The 19,873-nt window shown below is 64.7% G+C and carries 18 protein-coding genes; 5 read left to right on the top strand and 13 right to left on the bottom strand.

The genetic code is table 11. From position 1 onward, the window contains the following. Positions 1 to 51 precede the first annotated feature (51 nt). Together BMW89_RS33510 and BMW89_RS33505 are read right to left on the bottom strand one after the other, a co-directional pair. Positions 52 to 324 (bottom strand): DUF2312 domain-containing protein, encoded by a 273-nt coding sequence (locus BMW89_RS33510; protein WP_092034603.1) that lies wholly within the window; start codon positions 322 to 324, stop codon positions 52 to 54. Between the two features lie 185 nt (positions 325 to 509). Further along, complete coding sequence (locus BMW89_RS33505; protein ID WP_092034602.1) at positions 510 to 815, bottom strand: DUF1244 domain-containing protein; 306 nt, start codon at positions 813 to 815, stop codon at positions 510 to 512. 180 nt (positions 816 to 995) lie between these two features. Between BMW89_RS33505 and BMW89_RS33500 the strand changes: the two genes are divergently transcribed. Together BMW89_RS33500 and pyk are read left to right on the top strand one after the other, a co-directional pair. After that, a complete protein-coding gene (locus tag BMW89_RS33500; protein WP_092034601.1) occupies positions 996 to 1,592 on the top strand; it encodes a DUF1036 domain-containing protein in 597 nt (198 codons plus the stop codon). After that, positions 1,589 to 3,025, top strand: a complete 1,437-nt coding sequence (pyk, locus tag BMW89_RS33495; protein ID WP_092034600.1) for a pyruvate kinase — start codon at positions 1,589 to 1,591, stop codon at positions 3,023 to 3,025. Before BMW89_RS33500 ends, pyk begins: the two co-directional genes overlap by 4 nt. Positions 3,026 to 3,174: 149 nt before the next feature. Here the strand turns inward: pyk and BMW89_RS33490 are convergent, their stop codons facing one another. Then, positions 3,175 to 3,855, bottom strand: coding sequence for a TetR/AcrR family transcriptional regulator (locus BMW89_RS33490; RefSeq protein ID WP_092034670.1), 681 nt, complete (start codon positions 3,853 to 3,855; stop codon positions 3,175 to 3,177). A 270-nt stretch (positions 3,856 to 4,125) separates the two neighbouring features. Between BMW89_RS33490 and BMW89_RS33485 the strand changes: the two genes are divergently transcribed. Beyond that, on the top strand, positions 4,126 to 5,109 hold the full coding sequence (locus tag BMW89_RS33485; RefSeq protein ID WP_092034599.1) for a phosphatase PAP2 family protein: 984 nt from the start codon (positions 4,126 to 4,128) through the stop codon (positions 5,107 to 5,109). Between the two features lie 287 nt (positions 5,110 to 5,396). On the opposite strand, the gene BMW89_RS33480 is transcribed toward BMW89_RS33485, so the two are convergent. Further along, positions 5,397 to 5,561: a Flp family type IVb pilin gene (locus BMW89_RS33480; RefSeq protein ID WP_092034598.1), complete on the bottom strand. Its 165-nt coding sequence runs from the start codon at positions 5,559 to 5,561 to the stop codon at positions 5,397 to 5,399. Positions 5,562 to 5,950: 389 nt separating this feature from the next. On the opposite strand from BMW89_RS33480, the gene BMW89_RS33475 reads away from it, so the two are divergent. After that, positions 5,951 to 7,438: a hypothetical protein gene (locus BMW89_RS33475; RefSeq protein ID WP_092034597.1), complete on the top strand. Its 1,488-nt coding sequence runs from the start codon at positions 5,951 to 5,953 to the stop codon at positions 7,436 to 7,438. Between the two features lie 117 nt (positions 7,439 to 7,555). Here BMW89_RS33475 and BMW89_RS33470 read toward each other — a convergent pair whose 3' ends face one another. Both BMW89_RS33470 and BMW89_RS33465 read right to left on the bottom strand, forming a co-directional pair. Further along, positions 7,556 to 7,882: a BA14K family protein gene (locus BMW89_RS33470; protein ID WP_092034596.1), complete on the bottom strand. Its 327-nt coding sequence runs from the start codon at positions 7,880 to 7,882 to the stop codon at positions 7,556 to 7,558. Positions 7,883 to 8,280: 398 nt separating this feature from the next. After that, positions 8,281 to 9,486 (bottom strand): ABC transporter substrate-binding protein, encoded by a 1,206-nt coding sequence (locus tag BMW89_RS33465; RefSeq protein WP_092034595.1) that lies wholly within the window; start codon positions 9,484 to 9,486, stop codon positions 8,281 to 8,283. Between the two features lie 124 nt (positions 9,487 to 9,610). On the opposite strand from BMW89_RS33465, the gene BMW89_RS33460 reads away from it, so the two are divergent. Beyond that, a complete protein-coding gene (locus BMW89_RS33460; protein ID WP_177196507.1) occupies positions 9,611 to 10,480 on the top strand; it encodes an alpha/beta fold hydrolase in 870 nt (289 codons plus the stop codon). Between the two features lie 365 nt (positions 10,481 to 10,845). Here the strand turns inward: BMW89_RS33460 and BMW89_RS33455 are convergent, their stop codons facing one another. The 7 genes from BMW89_RS33455 to BMW89_RS33425 form a co-directional block, all read right to left on the bottom strand. Then, on the bottom strand, positions 10,846 to 11,238 hold the full coding sequence (locus tag BMW89_RS33455; protein WP_244547754.1) for a DUF3052 domain-containing protein: 393 nt from the start codon (positions 11,236 to 11,238) through the stop codon (positions 10,846 to 10,848). Between the two features lie 40 nt (positions 11,239 to 11,278). Beyond that, positions 11,279 to 13,204: an ATP-dependent zinc metalloprotease FtsH gene (gene ftsH, locus BMW89_RS33450; protein ID WP_092034593.1), complete on the bottom strand. Its 1,926-nt coding sequence runs from the start codon at positions 13,202 to 13,204 to the stop codon at positions 11,279 to 11,281. Positions 13,205 to 13,469: 265 nt separating this feature from the next. Then, on the bottom strand, positions 13,470 to 14,579 hold the full coding sequence (gene tilS / locus BMW89_RS33445; RefSeq protein WP_092034592.1) for a tRNA lysidine(34) synthetase TilS: 1,110 nt from the start codon (positions 14,577 to 14,579) through the stop codon (positions 13,470 to 13,472). A 64-nt stretch (positions 14,580 to 14,643) separates the two neighbouring features. Next, complete coding sequence (gene ybgF, locus BMW89_RS33440; protein WP_177196506.1) at positions 14,644 to 15,666, bottom strand: tol-pal system protein YbgF; 1,023 nt, start codon at positions 15,664 to 15,666, stop codon at positions 14,644 to 14,646. 207 nt (positions 15,667 to 15,873) lie between these two features. Next, positions 15,874 to 16,362, bottom strand: coding sequence for a peptidoglycan-associated lipoprotein Pal (gene pal / locus BMW89_RS33435; RefSeq protein ID WP_092034591.1), 489 nt, complete (start codon positions 16,360 to 16,362; stop codon positions 15,874 to 15,876). 272 nt (positions 16,363 to 16,634) lie between these two features. Further along, positions 16,635 to 17,360: an N-acyl amino acid synthase FeeM domain-containing protein gene (locus tag BMW89_RS33430; RefSeq protein ID WP_092034590.1), complete on the bottom strand. Its 726-nt coding sequence runs from the start codon at positions 17,358 to 17,360 to the stop codon at positions 16,635 to 16,637. A 180-nt stretch (positions 17,361 to 17,540) separates the two neighbouring features. After that, positions 17,541 to 19,871 carry a putative bifunctional diguanylate cyclase/phosphodiesterase gene (locus tag BMW89_RS33425; RefSeq protein ID WP_092034589.1) on the bottom strand — a complete coding sequence of 777 codons (2,331 nt, stop codon included), beginning with the start codon at positions 19,869 to 19,871 and terminating at the stop codon, positions 17,541 to 17,543. Between the last annotated feature and the right edge of the window lie 2 nt (positions 19,872 to 19,873).

Below are 19,873 nucleotides of genomic sequence, written 5' to 3'. Positions count from 1 at the left end.
GAGCGCAAGCATAATCCGGGCTACGGCAGCGGTGTCTGAGGCGCGAACGCCTCAGAGCATGCCCAGCGCCTGCATGTAGGTCTCGAGAATGGTCTCGGCCTCGGCGCGCTCGTTCGGGTCCTGCTTGCGCATGCGCACGATGGTGCGCAGCGCCTTGACGTCGTAGCCGTTGCCCTTGGCCTCGGCGAAGACGTCGCGGATGTCGTCGGAGATCGCCTTCTTCTCTTCCTCCAGCCGCTCGATGCGCTCGATGATGGATTTGAGCTGGTCCTTGGCAAATTTCGTCGCGGGCTCGTCGTCGCGGACGGCGGCGGTGGTGGCCATCTTGGTACTCCAAATGGAACTGGCAAAACGAGGTGACGCCGGCATCCTCACCGCGCGTGCTGCAGAACCCTTAGGGTTGGCGTCCCTCGCGTTCAAGCAAGCATCGCGCTCGTCCACAGCGCGCCCACACCTTCCTGCGGGGAGGCGAAGAAAGCTGTTGTGTGGTGCGACTCAAGGGGGCGCGCTCAGTGCCCGTGGGGATGGACCTTCTTCATCGCCTCGATCTGCTCCGGCGTGGCCGTGCCCTGGTGCTTCGATTTCCAGGTCTCGTAGGGCATGCCGTAGACGGCCTCGCGGCTCTCGTCCTTGCTCAAGACGACGCCTTGCGCGTCGGCGGCGTCCTTGAGCCAGTTGGACAGGCAATTGCGGCAGAAGCCCGCGAGATTCATCATGTCGATGTTCTGGACGTCCGTTCGCTCCCGCAAATGGTCGACCAGGCGCCGGAAAGCGGCCGCCTCGAGCTCCGTTCTGGTTTTGTCGTCGATGGCCATGGCTGGATCCCTTGACTGCCCTTTTGGCGACCCCTGAAATCGTCACCCTTACGGGATCAGGTGGGGTCCTGTCACAGATTTTGCCATATCGCGGCGCAAACGGGCCAAAGCCCGGCTTCGGGGCGGTTCCCCCCGGGCCCTACGCCAAATCGTCAATCATCTGGTATACGTTCCGCGACAATGATCGCCGAATCTCCCCGTTTCCCCCTTCGCCTGCTCGCCCGGTTGGTCCCGGTGCTGGCGATTGCCCTGCTGTGCCTGTGGGCGAGCCCCGCCGCCGCCGATTTCCGGCTCTGCAACAACACATCGAGCCGGGTCGGCATTGCGCTCGGCTACAAGGACGCCGAGGGCTGGACCACCGAGGGCTGGTGGAACATCTCGTCCCGCTCCTGCGAGACCCTGCTGCGGGGAACGCTGGTCGCGCGCTATTATTACATCTACGCGATCGACTATGACCGCGGCGGCGAATGGTCGGGCCAGGCCTTCATGTGCTCGCGCGACAAGGAATTCACCATCCGCGGCACCGAGGATTGCCTCGCGCGCGGCTATGACCGGACCGGCTATTTCGAGGTCGATACCGGCGAGCAGCGCGCCTGGACGGTGCAGCTCACCGATGCCAACGAGCAGCCGTCGCAGCAGCAGCGCGTGCCCGGCATGCCCGGCCCTGTCGGCCCTGGTGGCGGCGTTCCGGGTTTGCCCAATGGTCCGCCCGGTGGTACGCCCCCCGCGCCTGGCCTCCCGCCAGTTCCCTCGCCACCATCTGGAAATAAGCCATGAGGCGTCTTCGCCGTATCAAGATTCTCGCGACCCTCGGACCCGCTTCCTCGGACCTCGCGATGATCCGCCGCCTGTTCGAGGCCGGCGCCGACGTATTCCGCATCAACATGAGCCACACCCCGCATGACAAGATGCGGGAGCTGGTCGCGACGATCCGCAATGTCGAGTCGAGCTACGGCCGGCCGATCGGCATCCTGGTCGATCTGCAGGGCCCCAAGCTACGGCTCGGCGCGTTCGCCGAGGGTGCGGTGCAGCTCCAGAACGGCCAGGTATTTACACTCGATTCCGACAAGACGCCGGGCGATGCCAATCGCGTCAATCTCCCGCATCCGGAGATCCTGGCTGCGCTGCGGCCCGGCCACTCGCTGCTGCTCGACGACGGCAAGGTACGGCTGATCGCGGAGGAGACCACCAAGGAGCACGCGGTGACGCGTGTCGTGGTCGGCGGACGGATGTCCGACCGCAAGGGCGTCAGCCTGCCCGACACTGATCTGCCGGTCTCGGCGATGACGCCGAAGGACCGCGCCGATCTCGAAGCGGCGCTGGTGACCGGCGTCGACTGGATCGCATTGTCGTTCGTGCAGCGCGCCGACGACGTGATCGAAGCCAAGAAGATGATCCGCGGCCGCGCCGCGGTGATGGCCAAGATCGAGAAGCCGCAGGCGATCGACCGCCTCGCCGAGATCCTCGAGGCCTCCGACGCGCTGATGGTGGCGCGCGGCGACCTCGGTGTCGAGCTGCCGCTGGAGCGCGTGCCGAGCCTGCAAAAACAGATGACGCGGATGGCGCGACGCGCCGGCAAGCCGGTGGTGATCGCAACCCAGATGCTGGAATCGATGATCCAGTCGCCGGTGCCGACCCGCGCCGAAGTCTCCGACGTTGCCACCGCCGTCTACGAAGGCGCCGACGCCATCATGCTGTCAGCGGAATCTGCGGCCGGCAAATTCCCGGTCGAGGCAGTCTCGACCATGAACCGCATCGGCGAAGAGGTCGAACGCGACCCGATCTATCGTTCTGTGCTCACCGCTCAGCGCCCGGCGCCGGAAGCGACCGCCGGCGACGCTATCGCCGACGCCGCGCGACAGGTCGCCGAAACGCTCGACCTGCCCGCCCTGATCTGCTGGACCAGCTCGGGCTCGACCGCCGCGCGCGTCGCACGCGAACGGCCGAAACCGCCGATCGTGGCGATCACGCCGAACATTCAGGCCGGACGCCGGCTCGCCGTGGTCTGGGGCGTGCATTGCGTGGTGGCCGAAGACGCGCGCGACCAGGACGACATGGTGAGCCGCGCCGGCCAGATCGCATTCCGGGACGGTTTTGTCCGCGCCGGTCAGCGCGTGATCATCGTCGCCGGCGTGCCGCTCGGCATACCCGGCACCACCAACATGCTGCGCATTGCTTCGGTCGGCCCCGAGGGCGACGCGAATATTTAAGGCGCCGGACCTCGACAAACAAAAATGTCGAAAACAACCCCATGCACAGTAGCCGGCTGGTCCGGCGAGAATGCTGCGGTTTGTCGAAAAGTTGCGCTCAGGCAATGACCTGAGCGTAATCAGGTCTCAGCCTCGACCGCGCCCTGCTTTTAAGCTCCGACCAACGCTTTCACGGTCGGCAGCAGCGTCTGCTGCACCACCAGACCCCGGGCGCGGGCGTCCATGACGCCGACGGCGCGCAGCGCCAGCAGGGTCACGGTCTGGACGGCATCGCGCATCCGGGCGGTATCGTCGAGATTGTCCGGTGCGAGCGGCCCGACCAGCGACTCATGCAGCGCGCCGAGTAGCGCAGTGGCGGCAAGCGCGGTGTCCTGCGCCGGCAAATGACCGGCGCGTACGGCGGCGTCGATCCGCCCGGCCATCTCGCCGGCGATCTCGCGCCGGCTGGCGAGCCTGGAGGCACTGACATCGACATCGACAGGCTCGGCCAAAATGCCCCAGGCCAGCCTGCGCTGCGACAGGGTATGGACCGCCACGGTGGTGACCGCGGCCGCCAGCGCCGAGGACGGACCGGGCGCTGCATCGGCCGCCCGGCGGATCGCCGCGAGCTCGTCGCGAGAGACCTCGGCAATCAATTCGGAGATCAGCTCGGCCTTAGACGGGAAGTAGCGATAGACGGTGCCCGCCGCGACATTGGCGCGGACCGCGACCGGCGCGATCTGCACCGCCGCCATGCCGCCTTCCGCCGCTGCCTCCCGCGCCGCCGCCAGTATCGCACTGCGCCGGGCCGCGAGGCGCTTAACCACTTGATGCGTCCGCCGATAAACCATGGCGCGCTTCCTGTCCCACACGCTAGCCACACGCCCTGCGGCCGAACGCTTAGTCACTGATTTCGCTGCAAATCGCCCGCAAGGACTGAACAACTATTCAGAGGTGATGACAAGAAGCAAATGCGTGAAACGTCACGGTAAAGAGGCGTGGCGCGCCAATCATTCAAATTGCAGCAATCGGATTGGCAAAAGGTTGATCCTGGCCGTTACCGCCATTTTAAGGCGACCCCACCACTGTGCTGAGGTACTGCGATTCCACTCTGGTGCAGCATGCTCGATACGGATACCCGGACCGCCTGGCAGCTCTTCCAGCTGAACTGGCTCCCCATCGTTGCGATGGGCAGCCTGCTGGCGTTTGGCCTGCCCGCAACCGGTCTGAGCCTCGAGCCCGTCGCCTACGGCATCACGCTGGCGATCGCAGCGATCCTGATCGCAATCGCCTATCGCCACCAGCTCGCCAAGGGCGAGCTTGCCGATCCAAAGCTGGTGTTCTCGCTCGGCACCATCGGACAAGTCATTCTCACCTGCGCCATCGTCGGACCGCTGAGCTACGTCGCGGGCAAGATGAACTGGCCGCTCCAGGACGACGCGCTGCTCGCGATCGACCGCGCGTTCGGCCTCGATCCCGAGCCGATCATGCGTTTCGTCAACGACCATCCCTGGCTCGCTGACCTCTTGGCGCGCGGCTACGGACTGATCAAATGGCCACTGCTCGGCATTCCCGTCGTGCTGACACTGACCGCGCGTTACGTGCGGCTGCAGGTGTTCATGCTCGCGATGAGCCTCGCGCTCGCGGTCACCATCGCGATCTCCGCAATGGTGCCGGCGATCGGCACCTATTACGGGCTGCAATTGCCGGCGGCGCATTTCCCCGAGATCACCCCCGCGGTTTATGCCGGGCAGTTGCGTGATATCCTGGCTCTGCGCGACGGCAGCCTGCACGAGCTGCGGCTGTTCTTCCTCTCCGGCATCGTCTCGTTTCCGAGCTTTCACGCAGCATCCGCCGTGCTCTACATGTGGGCGCTGTGGCCGGTGCGCGGCATCGGCGGCATCGCGGCCGCGCTCAGCCTGTTGATGATCGCGGCAACGCCGGCGATCGGCGCGCATTACCTCATCGACGTCGCCGGCGGCATCGCGCTCGCCGCAGCGTCGATCTGGGCGACGAAATTCTATGTCGAGCGGATCGGTCGCGTGTCGGTTGTGTCTGCCGCGCCTGTGCCGGCGCCAGTCTGGCAGACCAGCCTCGCAGAATGACGGCGCGCTAGTCGTAGGCAAACTGCCGTGGGCAAAGGCGCACAGCGCCGTGCCCACCATCTCTCCGCAATCGCGATAGACGCCGCGAGTACGCCAAGGCTTCCTCGTCATTGCGAGCGCACGTGCCGACTATCTACCGCGCGCTTGTGACGGTGGGCACGCTGCGCTTTGCCCACCCTACGGGTTCTCATCGCGAGGATCGCAGCAGATTTTTCGCAAACCCGCCGCCCAAACGAAAAGAGCCCCGTCGGAGGACGGGGCTCTTTAAACTCTGGCTTCGTCAGCTCTTACTTGAGGCTGGCCGAGATCGAGCCGAACTTGGTGTTCAGCGTGCTGCCGAGGTTGTTGACGACGGTGATGATCGCCAGCGCGATGCCGGCGGCGATCAGGCCGTATTCGATGGCGGTGGCGCCGGATTCATCGTTCAGGAAACGCGCAACGAGGTTCTTCATGACTGCTCCAAAAAGGTACACGAGGCTACAACTGATCTGGTCTTTTCGGCTTCCCAGCGCCGCCCGACCATGGAACCGAACGTAGTTGCAAAGAATTGCGCCGCAGTTAATTCGACTGCGTAAACACCGAGCGGTTTGCGTGTATTCGGCGATGGTAAACCGAAATTAAAAACAATCCGTTAAATTGTCGGGACATCACACAGCAACCAGAGCCCCGTTCCGATCATCGGAACCGGGCTCTGGATTTTTGTTTTGTCGCGTTTTCCTGGCGCGAACCGGCATCCACTTCGCTCGAAAACGCTCTCGCCCGCCGATTTACTCGAAGTTATGACCGCTATGGTCTGATGCAGCCCGCCAACCGACAAGAACAAGCAGGACGACGAGGCGGCATGTCCCTCTCCTTTGCCAATAGCATCGCGGTGCAGAGCCGCGCGCGAGCGCTGGTGCCGCTCTGCGTCGGTGCGGGCGCCTATCTCTTCTTCCTCTATGTCGGCGACACCTTGCTTCAGGACTCCGACTCGTTCTGGCAGATCAAGATCGGGCAATGGATCCTCGATCACCACGCCCTTCCCTATACCGACTTCTATTCCTTCACGCGGCCGGGTGCGCCCTGGGTTTCGACCTCGTGGTTGTCGCAGGTCGCGTTCGCTCTCTCCTATACGCAATGGAGCTGGGCCGGCCCGGTGATCCTCACCGCGCTCGCGGTCGCATTGTCGGCGGCGATCCTCGTCGACCTGCTCGACGCGCATCTGGAGATGCCGCGCTCAATGCTGTTCGCGATGCTCGCCGTCGTGCTGTCGTTGCATCACATCCTGGCGCGGCCGCATATCTTGGCGTTGCCCGTGATGGTCGCGTGGGTCGGCATGCTGATGGCTGCTGCCGATCGCAGGGGCACGCCGTCATGGACCTTTCTGCCGCTGATGTCGCTCTGGGCGAATTTACATGGCGGCTTCGTGCTGGGCCTCGCGCTGATCGGCCCGATGGCGTTCGTGGCGCTGTGGGGCCTCGAATCCGACAAACAGGTCCGGCTGCTGCTGCGCTGGTTCCTGTTCGGTGTCGCGGCGCTGGCCGCGTGCTGCGCCACGCCCTATGGCTGGCGCACTTTGCTGGGTGCGACCAACATCCTCAATCTCGGCGAGCTGCTGACGGTGATTTCCGAATGGTCGCCGGTGAATTTTGCATCCTTCAACGCGTTCGAAGGCGCGCTGTTCGGCCTGATCGCGCTCGGGCTCTATCGCGGCCTGACGCTGTCGCCACCGCGCATACTGCTGATCCTGCTGCTGACCTGGATGGCGCTCAGCCATGTCAGGAGCATCGAGGCCTTCGCTTTCCTGGTGCCGCTGGCGCTGGCCAAGCCGCTTGGCGAAAGATTCCCGCTGCAGCAGCCGGATGCACAAGGCGAGGCGAACTGGCCCGCCCGCTACGTGACCGCAACGGGCGCGCTGATGATCGTGGCCGCGGCCTGGACCTCGACCTCGCTCTTCATGTCGCATCATCGCTTCAACTTCACGATGGACCAGACGCCGGTGGCGGCGCTCGACCTGCTCGAGAAGCGTGGGGCGCAGCGCATCTTCAACGCCTACAAATTCGGCGGCTATCTGATCGCGCGCGACATCCCGGTCTTCGTCGACGGCCGCGCCGAGCTCTATGGCGAAAAATTCGTGATGGACTTCTTCAACGCGACCGAGGGACGCAAGCCCGCGCTGCTCCCCGGCCTGCTCGACGAGCACAAGATCGACGCAACGCTGCTGGGAGCGGATTCTCCGGGTCCCCAGATCCTCGATCACCTCAAGGGCTGGAAGCGAATCTATACGGATGATATCGCGGTGATCCATGTGCGGGACAGCGCGGACGGGGCGGCGGCGACGTCGAAGTAAGGACGCGGCTTTCGGTGCATCGACGATCTGCACCTTTTCCTGGGCTAACCCTCTCCCTGGCCCTCCCCCGCAAGGGGGGAGGGAACGCACTTTCGTCGGAGCTGCAGGCGCGTCTCGTTACCTGCAAGGATGGCGGCTGCCGTCCAGACCGAGATAGGTACCCGTTGCCGGATCGAAGGAACGATAGCGCTCGGAGCAGGACCGCGACATAGCGTCATCCGCGCGGGCCAGGGCGTTGTCCACGCCTTGCACAGGCGCTGCGCCATCCGGCAATTCGAGGCCGAGCCGACCGGCCGGCGTCAGCGTGCCATTCAGGTTGCGATCGGGGTTCTCCGCCTCGTACGCACCCGGATGGCTGCTCGCAAAGCCGGATTGGGCGTAAGCGGTGGTTGCAGTCAGGGCCGACAACAAAGCCGCGGCAGCGAGAGTTCTAAGTCCAGTCATGGTCGATCTCCATCATGGGCCCGGTGCAACGTGCGGCCGGTGCGGCAGGAAGTGGATCGACACGGTGTGCGGGACAAGCTCGTTGCGCGCATGGACTGTCCATCAGCGCAATCCGGTCGTTCAAATCCGGAAAGAGTCGTTTGTTTGGGGAATGCGGCGGATGATGCACCAACGCCGCGTGCGTAGAGATCGGCAGCGAGGTCTCGTGCCCCGGACGCAGCGCAGCGTCCCTTCGACGGTGCGCTGCAGAGCCGGGGCCCACACAGCGGCCTGCATGGCCTTCTGGGTCCCGGCTCTGCGCAGCAACGCTCACGCGTTGCAGCGCGTCCGGGACACGAGAGGACGCGAGCCATCGCCGCAAACCCTTGTCATTGCGAGCGCGGCTCCCCGTCCGGCAATCAATTCCCCGTCTGCAACTCGCCAAAGCGTTCCCAGCTCTTGCCGTTGAAGCGCATGAACTGCATCTGGTCGACCGGGACGTGGTCGGTCGTGCCAGTATTGACCTTGATGCCCGGCAGCAGCATCGGCAATTCGAGATCGCGGATGGCGTAGGCCTGCTTCAAAATGTTCTCGGTCGAGAGGTCGTCGCCGCAGGCCTTCAGCACCGCTTCCAGCGCCATCGCGCTGTTGTAGGAATTGACGTAGTTGGTGTCGTGCTGGTCTGCCTCCGGCACATACTTCGTCATGAACTCGCGCCAGCCCTTCACACCCGCATCGTCCTTCCAGGCGGGATCGTCGGGGTCCTTCACATAGGCGGTCGAGATGATGCCGGTGCCGGCTTCAAGCCCTGCGGGCTCCATCACGGTCGAGACCCACACTGCGACGTTGGACAGGAACGTCATCGGACGCCAGTTGATCTCGAAGGATTTGCGGATCGCTTGGGCTGCAAATTTCGGTGTCGCCGCGATCACGAACACATCGGCGCCTGACGCTTTCAACTTCACGATCTGGGAATCGATGGTGGGATCCTGGATCTCGTAGGTCGCGCCTGTCACGACGCTATCGTATTTCTCGCCGAGCACGTCCTTGAGACCGGCGAGATAGTCGCGGCCGTAATCGTCGTTCTGCGAGATCACGGCGAATTTCGCGTTCGGGTTCTTCGCCAGTGCGTAGCGCGCATAGAGCCGCGCCTCGTAACGGAACGGCGCCTGCACGCCCATCGTCGCCTGCGGATATTGCGCGATGTCGGCGAATTTCGAGGCGCCGGAGCCGATGAAGAGCTGCGGCACGTTCCTGGACTGGAGATATTTTGCGATCGCCGTGTTGTGGGCGGTGCCAATCGAAGAGAAGATCAGCGCGACCTCGTCGCTCTCCACCAGCCTGCGGGTCTGCTCGACCGATTTCGGCGGCGCGTAGCTGTCGTCGAGCGAGATCAGGTTGACCTTGCGGCCGTTGATGCCGCCTTTCTCGTTCAGCATCTTGAAATAGCCGACCTCGCCCTTGCCGAGCGCACCGAAGGCCGACACCGGGCCACTGTACGGCATGGTCTGGCCGATCCTGATTTCGGTCGCGGTGACGCCGCGCATCTCGGCTGCAATGGAAGCACTCGACAATGTTACAAATGAAACGGCGCCAAGCGCGCCCAATGCCGTCGCAAAGCGCATCGCCCTTCCCTCCCCTGATATTGATGCGGTCGGGCCGCACCTTTATTTGAGGACAACATGCCATGACATCGCGGCGAACTCCAATCATTATGGCGGAGGGGTTTGTCGGACAGAAAGGCGCGTCATGCTGCTTCGCAATCTCTTCGTCGCGTGTCTCGTCACGATTTCAATCAACACCGCGCATGCGGCGCCGCAATGGCTGAACCTGCCGCCGACGCCGACATTACCCAAGGCGACGCAAAGCGGCCTCGCCCCCGTCAACGGCGTGAAGATCTGGTACGCCATGTTCGGCCGCGGCGAGCCCGTGCTGTTGCTGCATGGCGGCCTCGCCAACGCCAACTACTGGGGTCATCAGGTCCGTGCGCTGCAACGGCACTATCAGGTCATCGTCATGGAGAGCCGCGGGCATGGGCACAGCAGCCGCAATGGGGAGCCCTATGGCTACGATCTGATGGCTTCGGACGTGATCGGGCTGCTCGATCACTTGGAGATCAAGAAGGCGGCGATCGTCGGCTGGAGCGATGGCGCGATCATCGGCCTCGACATCGCGATGAAGCACCCGGAGCGGGTGAGCAGACTGTTCGCCTTCGCGGCCAACTCGGATCCGTCAGGCGTTGCCGATATTGCGTCAAGCGACGTCTTCAACGCTTACATCGCGAGAGCCGGCAAGGAGTACAAGCGGCTCTCGCCGACGCCGACAGAGTACCAGGGTTTTGTCGCTGACATCACCAGGATGTGGGAGAGCCAACCGAAATGGACGGCCTCCGACCTCGCCGCGATCAAAGTCCCGACCTGGATCGTCGACGGCGACCACGACGAGGCGATCAAGCGCGAGAACACCGAGTTCATGGCGGCGAGCATTCCGGGCGCGGGCCTCTTGATCCAGCCTGAGGTCAGTCACTTCTCGTTCCTGCAGGACCCGGAGCAGTTCAATGATGATGTGCTGCGTTTTCTGGAGCGTGGCGGTAAGAGGTCGGGAGCAGGGGCGAAGTAACAAAGGCACGGTGCCTGTCCCGGACGCGCTGCAACGCTCTTGGCGTTGCTGCGCAGAGCCGGGACCCAGAAAGCCACACAATAGGATGCGGAGACATGGGCCCCGGCTCTGCAGCGCACCGCCGAGGGGCGCTGCGTTGCGTCCGGGGCACGAGACCGGGGTTTCGGGAGCAACTCCATCAACGTCGTCATTGCGAGGAGCGCAGCGACGAAGCAATCCAGACTGCCTCCGCAGATACATTTCTGGATTGCTTCGCTGCGCTCGCAATGACGGAGTTTGCGGCACCGGCGCGCTTTCCTCTCGGGTCCCGGACGCGCTGTTGAATGGTGGGCGCGCTATGCTTTACCCACTCTACGAAGCCGGTGCTACTTCGCCGCCTTGACGCGGTCCTTGACGGGGATCACGAGCTTCAGGCCGGACCAGACCTCGTTGACGGCGCAGACCTTGATATCGACGAGGCCGTTGGCAAGCGCGGTCTCGCGCACCAGCGTCTCCGTCACGTCGGTCACGATGCCAGACGCCTTCTTCGGCCATGACGCCCAGATCATTCCGTCGGGCGCGATCGTCTTGCGGTAGCTGCGCAGTTTTGCAGCGAGGCCTTTGGCCTCGGCCGCGAAGACATGCACCATGTCGAGCGGCGCCTTGGCGGTCTTTGCGAGACTGACGCCATCAGGCAACTCACCAACAATGTCGCCATAGGCAACGGAGAGACCATCCACAAAAATACAAAAGCCCGGCTTGATGCCGAGCTTTTGCACTAACGGTTTGCCGGAATAGCCGGCCATGAGACGCGGGCGGTTACGCCTGCGGCTGCGGCTCCAGGCCGGGATCGGCATCGGGCCGCGGACGCGGCGACTTGCCGGCCGGGGGCACCGCGGAAGCGCGCGGCGTGGTCGGCTCGAGCACGGATTCGCGATTCGGCTTCTTGCCCTTGAGCAGGTCGATGATCTCGTCGCCGGAGAGCGTCTCGAACTCGAGCAGACCCTTGGCGAGAGCTTCGAGGTCCGCGCGCTTCTCGGTGAGAATACGCGTCGCTTCCTTGTAGCCCTCTTCGACGAAACGGCGGATCTCAGTGTCGATCTTCTGAACCGTTGCTTCCGACGCGTTCTGGGTGCGCGACACCGACATCCCTAAGAAAACCTCGTCCTGGTTTTCGCCATAGGACACGGTGCCGAGCGACTCGGAAAGACCCCAGCGCGTCACCATCATGCGCGCCAGCCGCGTCGCCTGCTCGATGTCGGACGACGCGCCCGAAGTCACCTTTTCACGGCCGAAGATCAGTTCTTCCGCGACACGTCCACCCATCATGATGGCCAGGCGCGACGTCATTTGCTCGAGCGACATCGACAGCTTGTCGCGCTCGGGCAGCTGCATCACCATGCCGAGCGCACGGCCGCGCGGAATGATCGTCGCCTTGTGGATCGGATCGGTCGCGACGACGTTGAGGCCGACGATGGCGTGGCCGCCCTCGTGATAGGCCGTCAGCATCTTCTCTTCTTCGGTCATCACCAGCGACTTGCGCTCGGCGCCCATCATCACCTTGTCTTTTGCTTCCTCGAACTCGGACTGGGTCACCATGCGCTTGTTACGGCGGGCGGCGGTCAGTGCGGCTTCGTTGACGAGGTTCATCAGGTCGGCGCCGGAGAAGCCGGGCGTGCCGCGTGCGATGGTCTTGAGGTTGATATCCGGCGCCAGCGGCACCTTGCGGACGTGAACCTTGAGGATCTGCTCGCGGCCGACGACGTCGGGGTTCGGCACCACGACCTGACGGTCGAAGCGGCCGGGACGCAGCAGCGCGGGATCGAGCACATCAGGACGGTTGGTCGCGGCGATCAGGATCACGCCCTCGTTGGCCTCGAAGCCGTCCATCTCGACCAGCAGCTGGTTCAGCGTCTGCTCGCGCTCGTCGTTGCCGCCGCCGAGACCGGCGCCGCGATGACGACCGACCGCGTCGATTTCGTCGATGAAGATGATGCAGGGCGCGTTCTTCTTGGCCTGCTCGAACATGTCGCGCACGCGGCTGGCGCCGACGCCGACGAACATCTCGACGAAGTCCGAACCCGAGATCGTGAAGAACGGCACGTTGGCTTCGCCCGCGACCGCGCGTGCGATCAGCGTCTTGCCGGTGCCGGGGGGGCCGACCAGCAGCACGCCGCGCGGAATCCGTCCGCCGAGCCGTTGATACTTGCCGGGATCGCGCAGGAATTCGACGATCTCCTGCAGGTCCTGCTTGGCTTCGTCGACGCCGGCGACGTCCTCGAAGGTGACGCGGCCATGCGCTTCGGTCAGCATTTTGGCGCGCGACTTGCCGAAGCCCATCGCCTTGCCGGCGCCGCCCTGCATCTGCCGCGACAGGAAGATCCAGACGCCGATCAGCGCGATGAAGGGCAGCCAGGAGACCAGCAGCGAGACGAACCACGGCACGTTGTCGCCGGGCGGCTTCGCGGTGATCTGAACCTTGCTGTCATAGAGGCGCTTCACCAGCGTCGGATCGCTCGGCGCATAGGTCTGGAAGCTCGAGCCGTTGGTGAAGGTCCCGTGGATATCCGGCCCTTGGATGACGACGTCGCGGACATTGCCGCGGTCAACTTCGCTCAGGAGCTGGGAGAAGGCGATGTCCTGCGAGGAGGCGCGCTGGCCCGGATTCTGGAAGAGCGTGAACAACGCCAACAGCAGCAAGACAATGATAACCCAGAGGGCGAAATTGCGCAGATTGGCGTTCATCGATCTTCCTTCGTGGTCGCGCGGATCGCGGCCCTAATCCTTGGGCATACGAGGAAATCCCCAAGGAATCCTCATCATTAGACGCATACAATTTAGGTGCAGTCCCGGTCGCTGCCAAGGGAACGGGATGGGACTATTTATCCCATCTTAGAGCGATTCCCGCTGAAATAATGGCGACCTGGCCGGGGTTTTTCCTGCCTGGTTAAGGTGTCCTGACGCGGTACAGCGGAAACGGCCGGTGTCATGGTCCGCCCTTCACGTCCCTTTATAGGTCCCTTGGGGACCGCCGGGCCGGCGCAGGCGTGATGTGGATACGCCCCCCGGCTAGGCTGATCAAGGCTCCGGCCAGAGTCTGCTTCAAGATCGCACGGCCATTTGCGGGCGCACCGGGACCCGCGGTGGTTGGCTGGTTCATGGCCTGATCGAGCGCGGCCAGGAGGGTCTCGACCTTGCCGAGTTCCGCCGGCCCTTCGTGGCCGAAGGCATTAACGGCCCGCAGCAGCAGCCGCAGCCGGACCTCCTCCGGCAGGAGGGCAAAGGCTTTGGCGTCGAAGAAGGTTTGGGCCTCGAAGACGGTTTGGGCCTCGAAGCTGCGACCACCCGCCTGCGGCGCATCGCCGCGATCCCGCAAACGGAGGAAGCGCTCGGCGCCATCGACCAGCACCTCGACCGCCGCATTGGCGCGCGACAACCGCGTCGCGAGCCGCGCAAGGCTCCTGCTATCGCCGCCCTCGGCCGCGAGCTGCGGCAACAGCGCGCGCAGCCGCGGCCGGGTGAAGGCGGTGTCGCGGTTGGTGGGGTCGTCGGCGAAGGCGATTCTGGCCCGCTTGAGCGTCGCAATCAGCTGGGACTTCGGGACATCGAGCAGCGGACGCGCCAGCACGATGCCGTCGCGCTCCGTGAGGCGCGCCATCGCCGACAACCCGGCAAGGCCACTGCCGCGGAGCAGGCGCATCAGCAGGGTCTCGGCCTGATCGTCGCGGGTGTGGGCGGTCAGCACATGGCTCGCGCCCACCTTGCGTGCGGCCTCTGCGAGCAGACTGTAACGGGCGTCGCGCGCCGCTGCCGGCAATCCGGTCTTCGGCTTCGCTCCGCGCCAGCGCAGGGTCCGGTGCGTCAATCCGAGCCCGGTCGCCAACCGCTTGACCTCGCGCGCCTCACGCGCCGCTTCCGGACGCAGGCCGTGATCGACTGTGACGACGGTGAGAAGAGGGCCGCGTGCGAGGCCGCGCTGCCAGCGCGCGGCGAGCCACATCAGCGCGACCGAGTCGGGCCCGCCTGAGACCGCGAGCACGAGCGCCGGTGCGCTTTTGAGCCCGGCGAAGAGTTGCTTCGCCGCGCGCGCCGAGATTGGTGAATTGTCGTCGTCTGGCATGACGCTGCAATCGTCCGCGAATGGACCGACAGTTTAGCGCAACGCCATCCGCTTTGTCAGCGGATCAGCACTTCACCCGCTTCTGCTCGCGATCGACCGCAGCTTTGACGCCGGCGGAGGCGCGCGAATATTTGCGGCCGACCTCGCCGAAGGCGGCGCAGGCGGCTTCCTTCTCCTTCAGCGCGGCGAGCGACTGGCCGAGCCGCAGCAGGGCATCGGGCGCCTTGGCCGATTTGTCGTATTTGGTGGTGACGGCGAGGAAGGCTTCCGCGGAATCGCGATATTGCTGGCGCTGGAAGTAGCTCTCGCCGAGCCAGTATTGGGCGTCGCCGAGCAGCGGATCGCTTGGATATTTCTGCGCAAAATTCTTCATGGTCTGCTCGGCCAGCGCATAGTCCTTGCGCTGCATGTAGCCGATGCCGAGGTCGAACTCGTCGCGCGGCGTCGCCGAGGGCGGCAGGGTGGTCAGGCCGGTGCCCGCGGCCGGCCCCTGCTGGGCCGGCGGATAGCCGGGCTGTGCTGCCGGCGGCACGCCTTGCTGGTAGTGCGGGCTGGTGTTGGCAAGATCGAGCGGCTCGCCGGCGTTGCGCCCGCCGGGCGCGCCGGCTCCCGCCGGCATCGGCTGCTGTCCGCCGCCAAGGGCGCGCGGTGCGCCGGGAGCATTCGGGTTCTGGCTCGGGTCGAAGGAATCGCCGCGGCGGCGCGTGCCGGGGGCGCCGGGGGCCGGCTGCTCCTGAACGATCGGCGCGGGCGCGGCGATCTGCGGCTGCTCGTAATTCGGCTGCACGGCCTGCTGCTGCTGGCGATAAGGCGGCGCGACTTGTGCGGGCGGCATGGCGGCGGCATTGGGCTGGCCCTGTCCGGGCGCGGCTGGCGCCCCGCCTTCGAGCGCCCGCAGGCGGTCCTCGAGCTGGCGGTTGCGGTATTGCAGCTCTTCGTTCTGGCCGGTGAGCTGGCGCAGCTGGTTCTCCAGCCGCTCGATCCGCATCTCCGGATCATCGTCCGACTGCGCGAAGACCGGCGAGCAGAAAGAGAGCAGCGCGGCGATCGCCACGGTGCCGGTAAAGACCTTGGATCTGGATGACATCTTGCCCTGACGACGAAAGCGAAATGGTCTGCGACGGAACATTCGACGCGCCACACATTGAAAGGCACTACGCCAAAAATGTGACTGGCACCACGGGGTTTCGGTCACAGATCGCTGAAACGAAACCGGCGCCCGAGAGGGCGCCAGCATCATCGGTTTCAGAAGATGAACGGCACCTGACTGGACGTCAGGGACCTGACTGAAGCGTCAGGAGCTCGCGTTCAGTACGGTCACAGCACGACGGTTCTGCGACCAGCAGGAGATGTCGTTACAGACGGCCACCGGCCGCTCCTTGCCGTAGGAGATCGTGCGCATGCGGTTCGGATCGATGCCGCGCGAGGCCAGGAACGATTTCACCGACTGGGCGCGACGGGCGCCGAGCGCGATGTTGTATTCGCGGGTGCCGCGCTCGTCGGCGTGACCTTCGACAGTGAAGTTGTACTGGCGATAGTTCTGGAGCCACTGCGCCTGCTTCTCCAGGGTCACCATGGCTTGCGGGGTCAGGTCGGTCTGGTCGCTCTCGAAGAACACGCGGTCGCCCACGTTCACCACGAAATCCTGCTGGCTGCCCGGCGTCGCCGCGCTCCCATTGGCGTCCAGGGCTGCGTTCTGCTTGGCGCAGGCGCCCATCGACAGCGCGATGGCGACCACCGCGGCCAGCTTCAATCCCCGGAGGATACGCGTAGGATATTTCATTCCGGAGCCTCCACGCTCACGTTCGTCCACTGCTGTCCGGTCTACAGGGGGTTGGTTAAGCGAACGTTCCGTCAACCTTGACGGAACCTTGCCTCAGCCGGTCAAATGCCCCCAACACGCGAAAAGCAACCGTGATGGTTAATGGGTTGTAAATGTGGCGCGAGGGTGAAGGCAAGCCGCGTCAGCCGGCAAAAACGCTGGCTTTGCTTGAATTTTGGGCCCGAGACCGGAGAAGCCGAGAAGCCGCCTTGAGCGCGGCATGCGCGCCTCGATCAGGCGAGGGCGGCGTCCGCCACCAGCACCGGCCGCTGCGGGACCTGGCGCTGGCCACCGCGCCCGAACAGCATCCGCCGCTCGAAGGCGGTGGAGCGCATGATCGGATAGCGTTCGAACACCTTCTTGCGGAAGGTCGGGAAGTCAGCCGCCATCAGGCCGAACGGTTTGGTGAGACCCGGAACCAGCCGGGGCTCGGCGATGGTCTCGTGCAGGAACACCCGCTTGTAGAAGGCCTGATGCTCGGGACGCACGATCGCAAGGCCGAGATCGGCATTGAAATGCTCGCACGCCATGTAGGCGAGCCGGGTCGTCAGATAGGGCAATTCCGGAACCCGCTTGACCTGGTCGGGATCGGCGACGAAGCGGGTCGGATCGATCATGACCTCGCCGCTATCGAGCCGCGGCAGCAGGATTTCGGGGAAGACGTCGGCCGAGGTGGACTCGCGCCATTCGGAGGTCAGCACGCTGATGCGCACCGAGCTACAGAGCTGGCCACGGAGATAGACGCCGAAGGTCCAGGCGTTCGGCAGTTCGTCGTAGCGGTCGGTGACCCGGGCTTCCGGAGAGTCCTTGACGGCGCCTTCGCGCAGATAGGCGCGGTAGCGGAGATTGTAGATCTCCTCCTTCTCGGCGGCCGTTTCCGCAAGATGATAATCGACGTCGGTCAGGAGTTCCGCACCCCGTCCAACAGCCGAAATGATCGCTCTGGCTGAGGACTGCATTCCAACTCCTTAACTCACCACCGCTCACCACGCGCGCGAGGACAACTTCCGCGCGCGTGATGATTTATTAACAGCTTCTTAACAATGAAGCAAAGCAATCGAAGGGTTAGGGTTAACCTCCCGTAGGACTACGGTGCCCAGCAACAGACTGAAACGACAGGGAATTCCCGGTGATGCGCGTTAGGCGAAGGAGCGCGAGCCGACGACCTGGAGCAGGCTCTCGCCGCGCCGTCCATGCGAGGCGTTGAGCAGCTGGCGCATCCGCACGGCGGGCACCGGACGGCTGAACAGATAGCCCTGCGCCTCCGAGACGGTGCCGTCGGCGCTGATCAGCTCGAGCTGCTCGTTGGTCTCGATGCCCTCGACCACGACGGCCATGCCAAGGTCGGCCGACAGCCGCGCGACGCCGCGGAGCAGCGTCAGCGGCCGGTCGGTATCGATGCCCTCGAGGAAGGAGCGGTCGATCTTGACCTTCTGCATCGGGAAATTGTGCAGATAGCTGAGGCTCGAATAGCCGGTGCCGAAATCGTCCAGCGAGATGCGCACGCCGAGCGCATGCAACTGCGACAGGATGTCGTGGGTGAGCTGGGTGTTGCGCAGCAGCGAGGATTCGGTGATCTCGATCTCGAGGCGATGCGCCGGCAGGCCCGACACTTCGAGCGCGTAGCGGATTTCGCTGAGCACGTCGCGCTGGTGGAATTGCTGCGGCGAGAAGTTGACGGCGACGCTGACGCCGTCCGGCCACTTCATGCATTCCATGCAGGCGCGGCGCAGGATCCAGCGGCCGAGATCGACGATCAGGCCCATGTCCTCGGCGACCGGGATGATGTCGACCGGCGAGACCGTGCCGCGCACCGGATGATTCCAGCGCAGCAGCGCCTCGCAGGTGGTGATCTTGCCGGACTTTAGGTTGACCAGCGGCTGGTAGAACAGCTCGAACTCCTCGTTGGCGAGCGCCTTGCGCAGGTCGAGCTCGAGGATGCGGCGGGCCTCGACGGTCGCCGCCATCTCGTCGCGGAAGAAGCAGAAGGTGCCGCGGCCGTCGGCCTTGGCGCGGTACAGCGCCATGTCGGCGTTCTTGAGCAGCGTGTCGGCGCTGGCGCTGTCCGGCGAGGTCAGCGCGATGCCGACGCTGGCGCCGATCTCGACGAGGTGATTGTCGATGCGATAGCGCTCGCTCAGGCGTTCGACGATGCGGCGGGCGAGGCTCGCGGCATCCTCGGGCGCGCTGATGTTCTGCTGGAACACGACGAACTCGTCGCCGCCGAAGCGGGCGACGAAATCCTCAGGCCGCAGCATCTCGCGCAGGCGGTTGGCGACCGCGCACAAGAGCTGGTCGCCGCAGGGATGACCGAGCGTGTCGTTGACCTGCTTGAACTGGTCGAGATCGACGAACAGCAGCGCGGAGAGCCGTTCGGCATGGTGCGATTGCGCCAGCAGCCGCTCGATCTCGTCGCGGAACGAGACCCGGTTGGGCAGCGCCGTGAGCTCGTCATAGCGGGCGAGATGGCTGATGCGGGCTTCGGCGTTGGTGCGCTCGGTGATGTCTTCCAGCAGCAGCACGGTGCCGCCGCCGGTCATCGGCTGGAACGTCCAGGCCAGCGTGCGGCCGCGCGAGGCATCCGGATCGGCGGTGACGATCTCGCAGATCCGCGCATGCTCGATCTCGGCCAGAACCTGGTTGCCGCTCTCCGCCGAGAGTGAGCCTGCGGCGACGCAGGCCGAGACGATGTCGGCGGCGGTGGCGCCGCGCTTGACCAGATCCTCGGGCAGGTTCATCAGCTCGCCGAAGCGATGGTTCATCACCGCAAGGCGTCCATCGGCGCGAAACATGCACAAACCATGCGGCATGTTGTTGAGCGCGGTGTCGAACTGGCTCGCCAGCGCGGATTCGCGGAAGCTCGAGGTCAGCGCCTTGACGAAGATCGCATGCAGGCTGAGGTTGATGTTCTTCAGCCCGATGAAGAAGAACCCGAGCAGGATGGCGAGACCGATGTGATAGAGGCCGCCATGCAGCAGCAGCGCGAGTGACATCGGCCCGCAGGCGAGCGCGACGTGCCACTGGATCACCCGGGGCTGGCCGTAATTGCGGGCGGCGCCGCCGGCGGTATAGCCGATGCCGATGGCGACACAGAGCATGTCAGCCACCGGATCCTCGTTGTTGTAGATGACGACGAAGGCCCAAATGCCGAGCACCGCTGCATAGCTGAGCGCGCCGATCCAGTAGCGCGGCGCCAGATGCTTGGCCTCGTCGAATGACAGTGGCTGCGTTCGGTTTTCGTATCCGCGCATCTGAAAGGCACGGGCGGTGCCGATGGCGATCAGCATGAACGCGAGCGGCCACAGCCAGACATCGCCCGTCTTGAGCGCAGTCATGACCGCGGCCACGGCCGCGGAGGCCGAGCCCAAAAAGATCGCCCAGAAATTCTGAACCATAGAGTTGATGAGAGCGGCGTAGAGTATGGGCTCCAGCTCGTCTCGATCGCTCTGCTTCTGGTCGGCCAGCTGCATTG

Source organism: Bradyrhizobium sp. OK095, from assembly GCF_900109945.1.
Lineage (GTDB): Bacteria > Pseudomonadota > Alphaproteobacteria > Rhizobiales > Xanthobacteraceae > Bradyrhizobium.
This window is presented reverse-complemented; position numbering and strand designations above follow the sequence as displayed.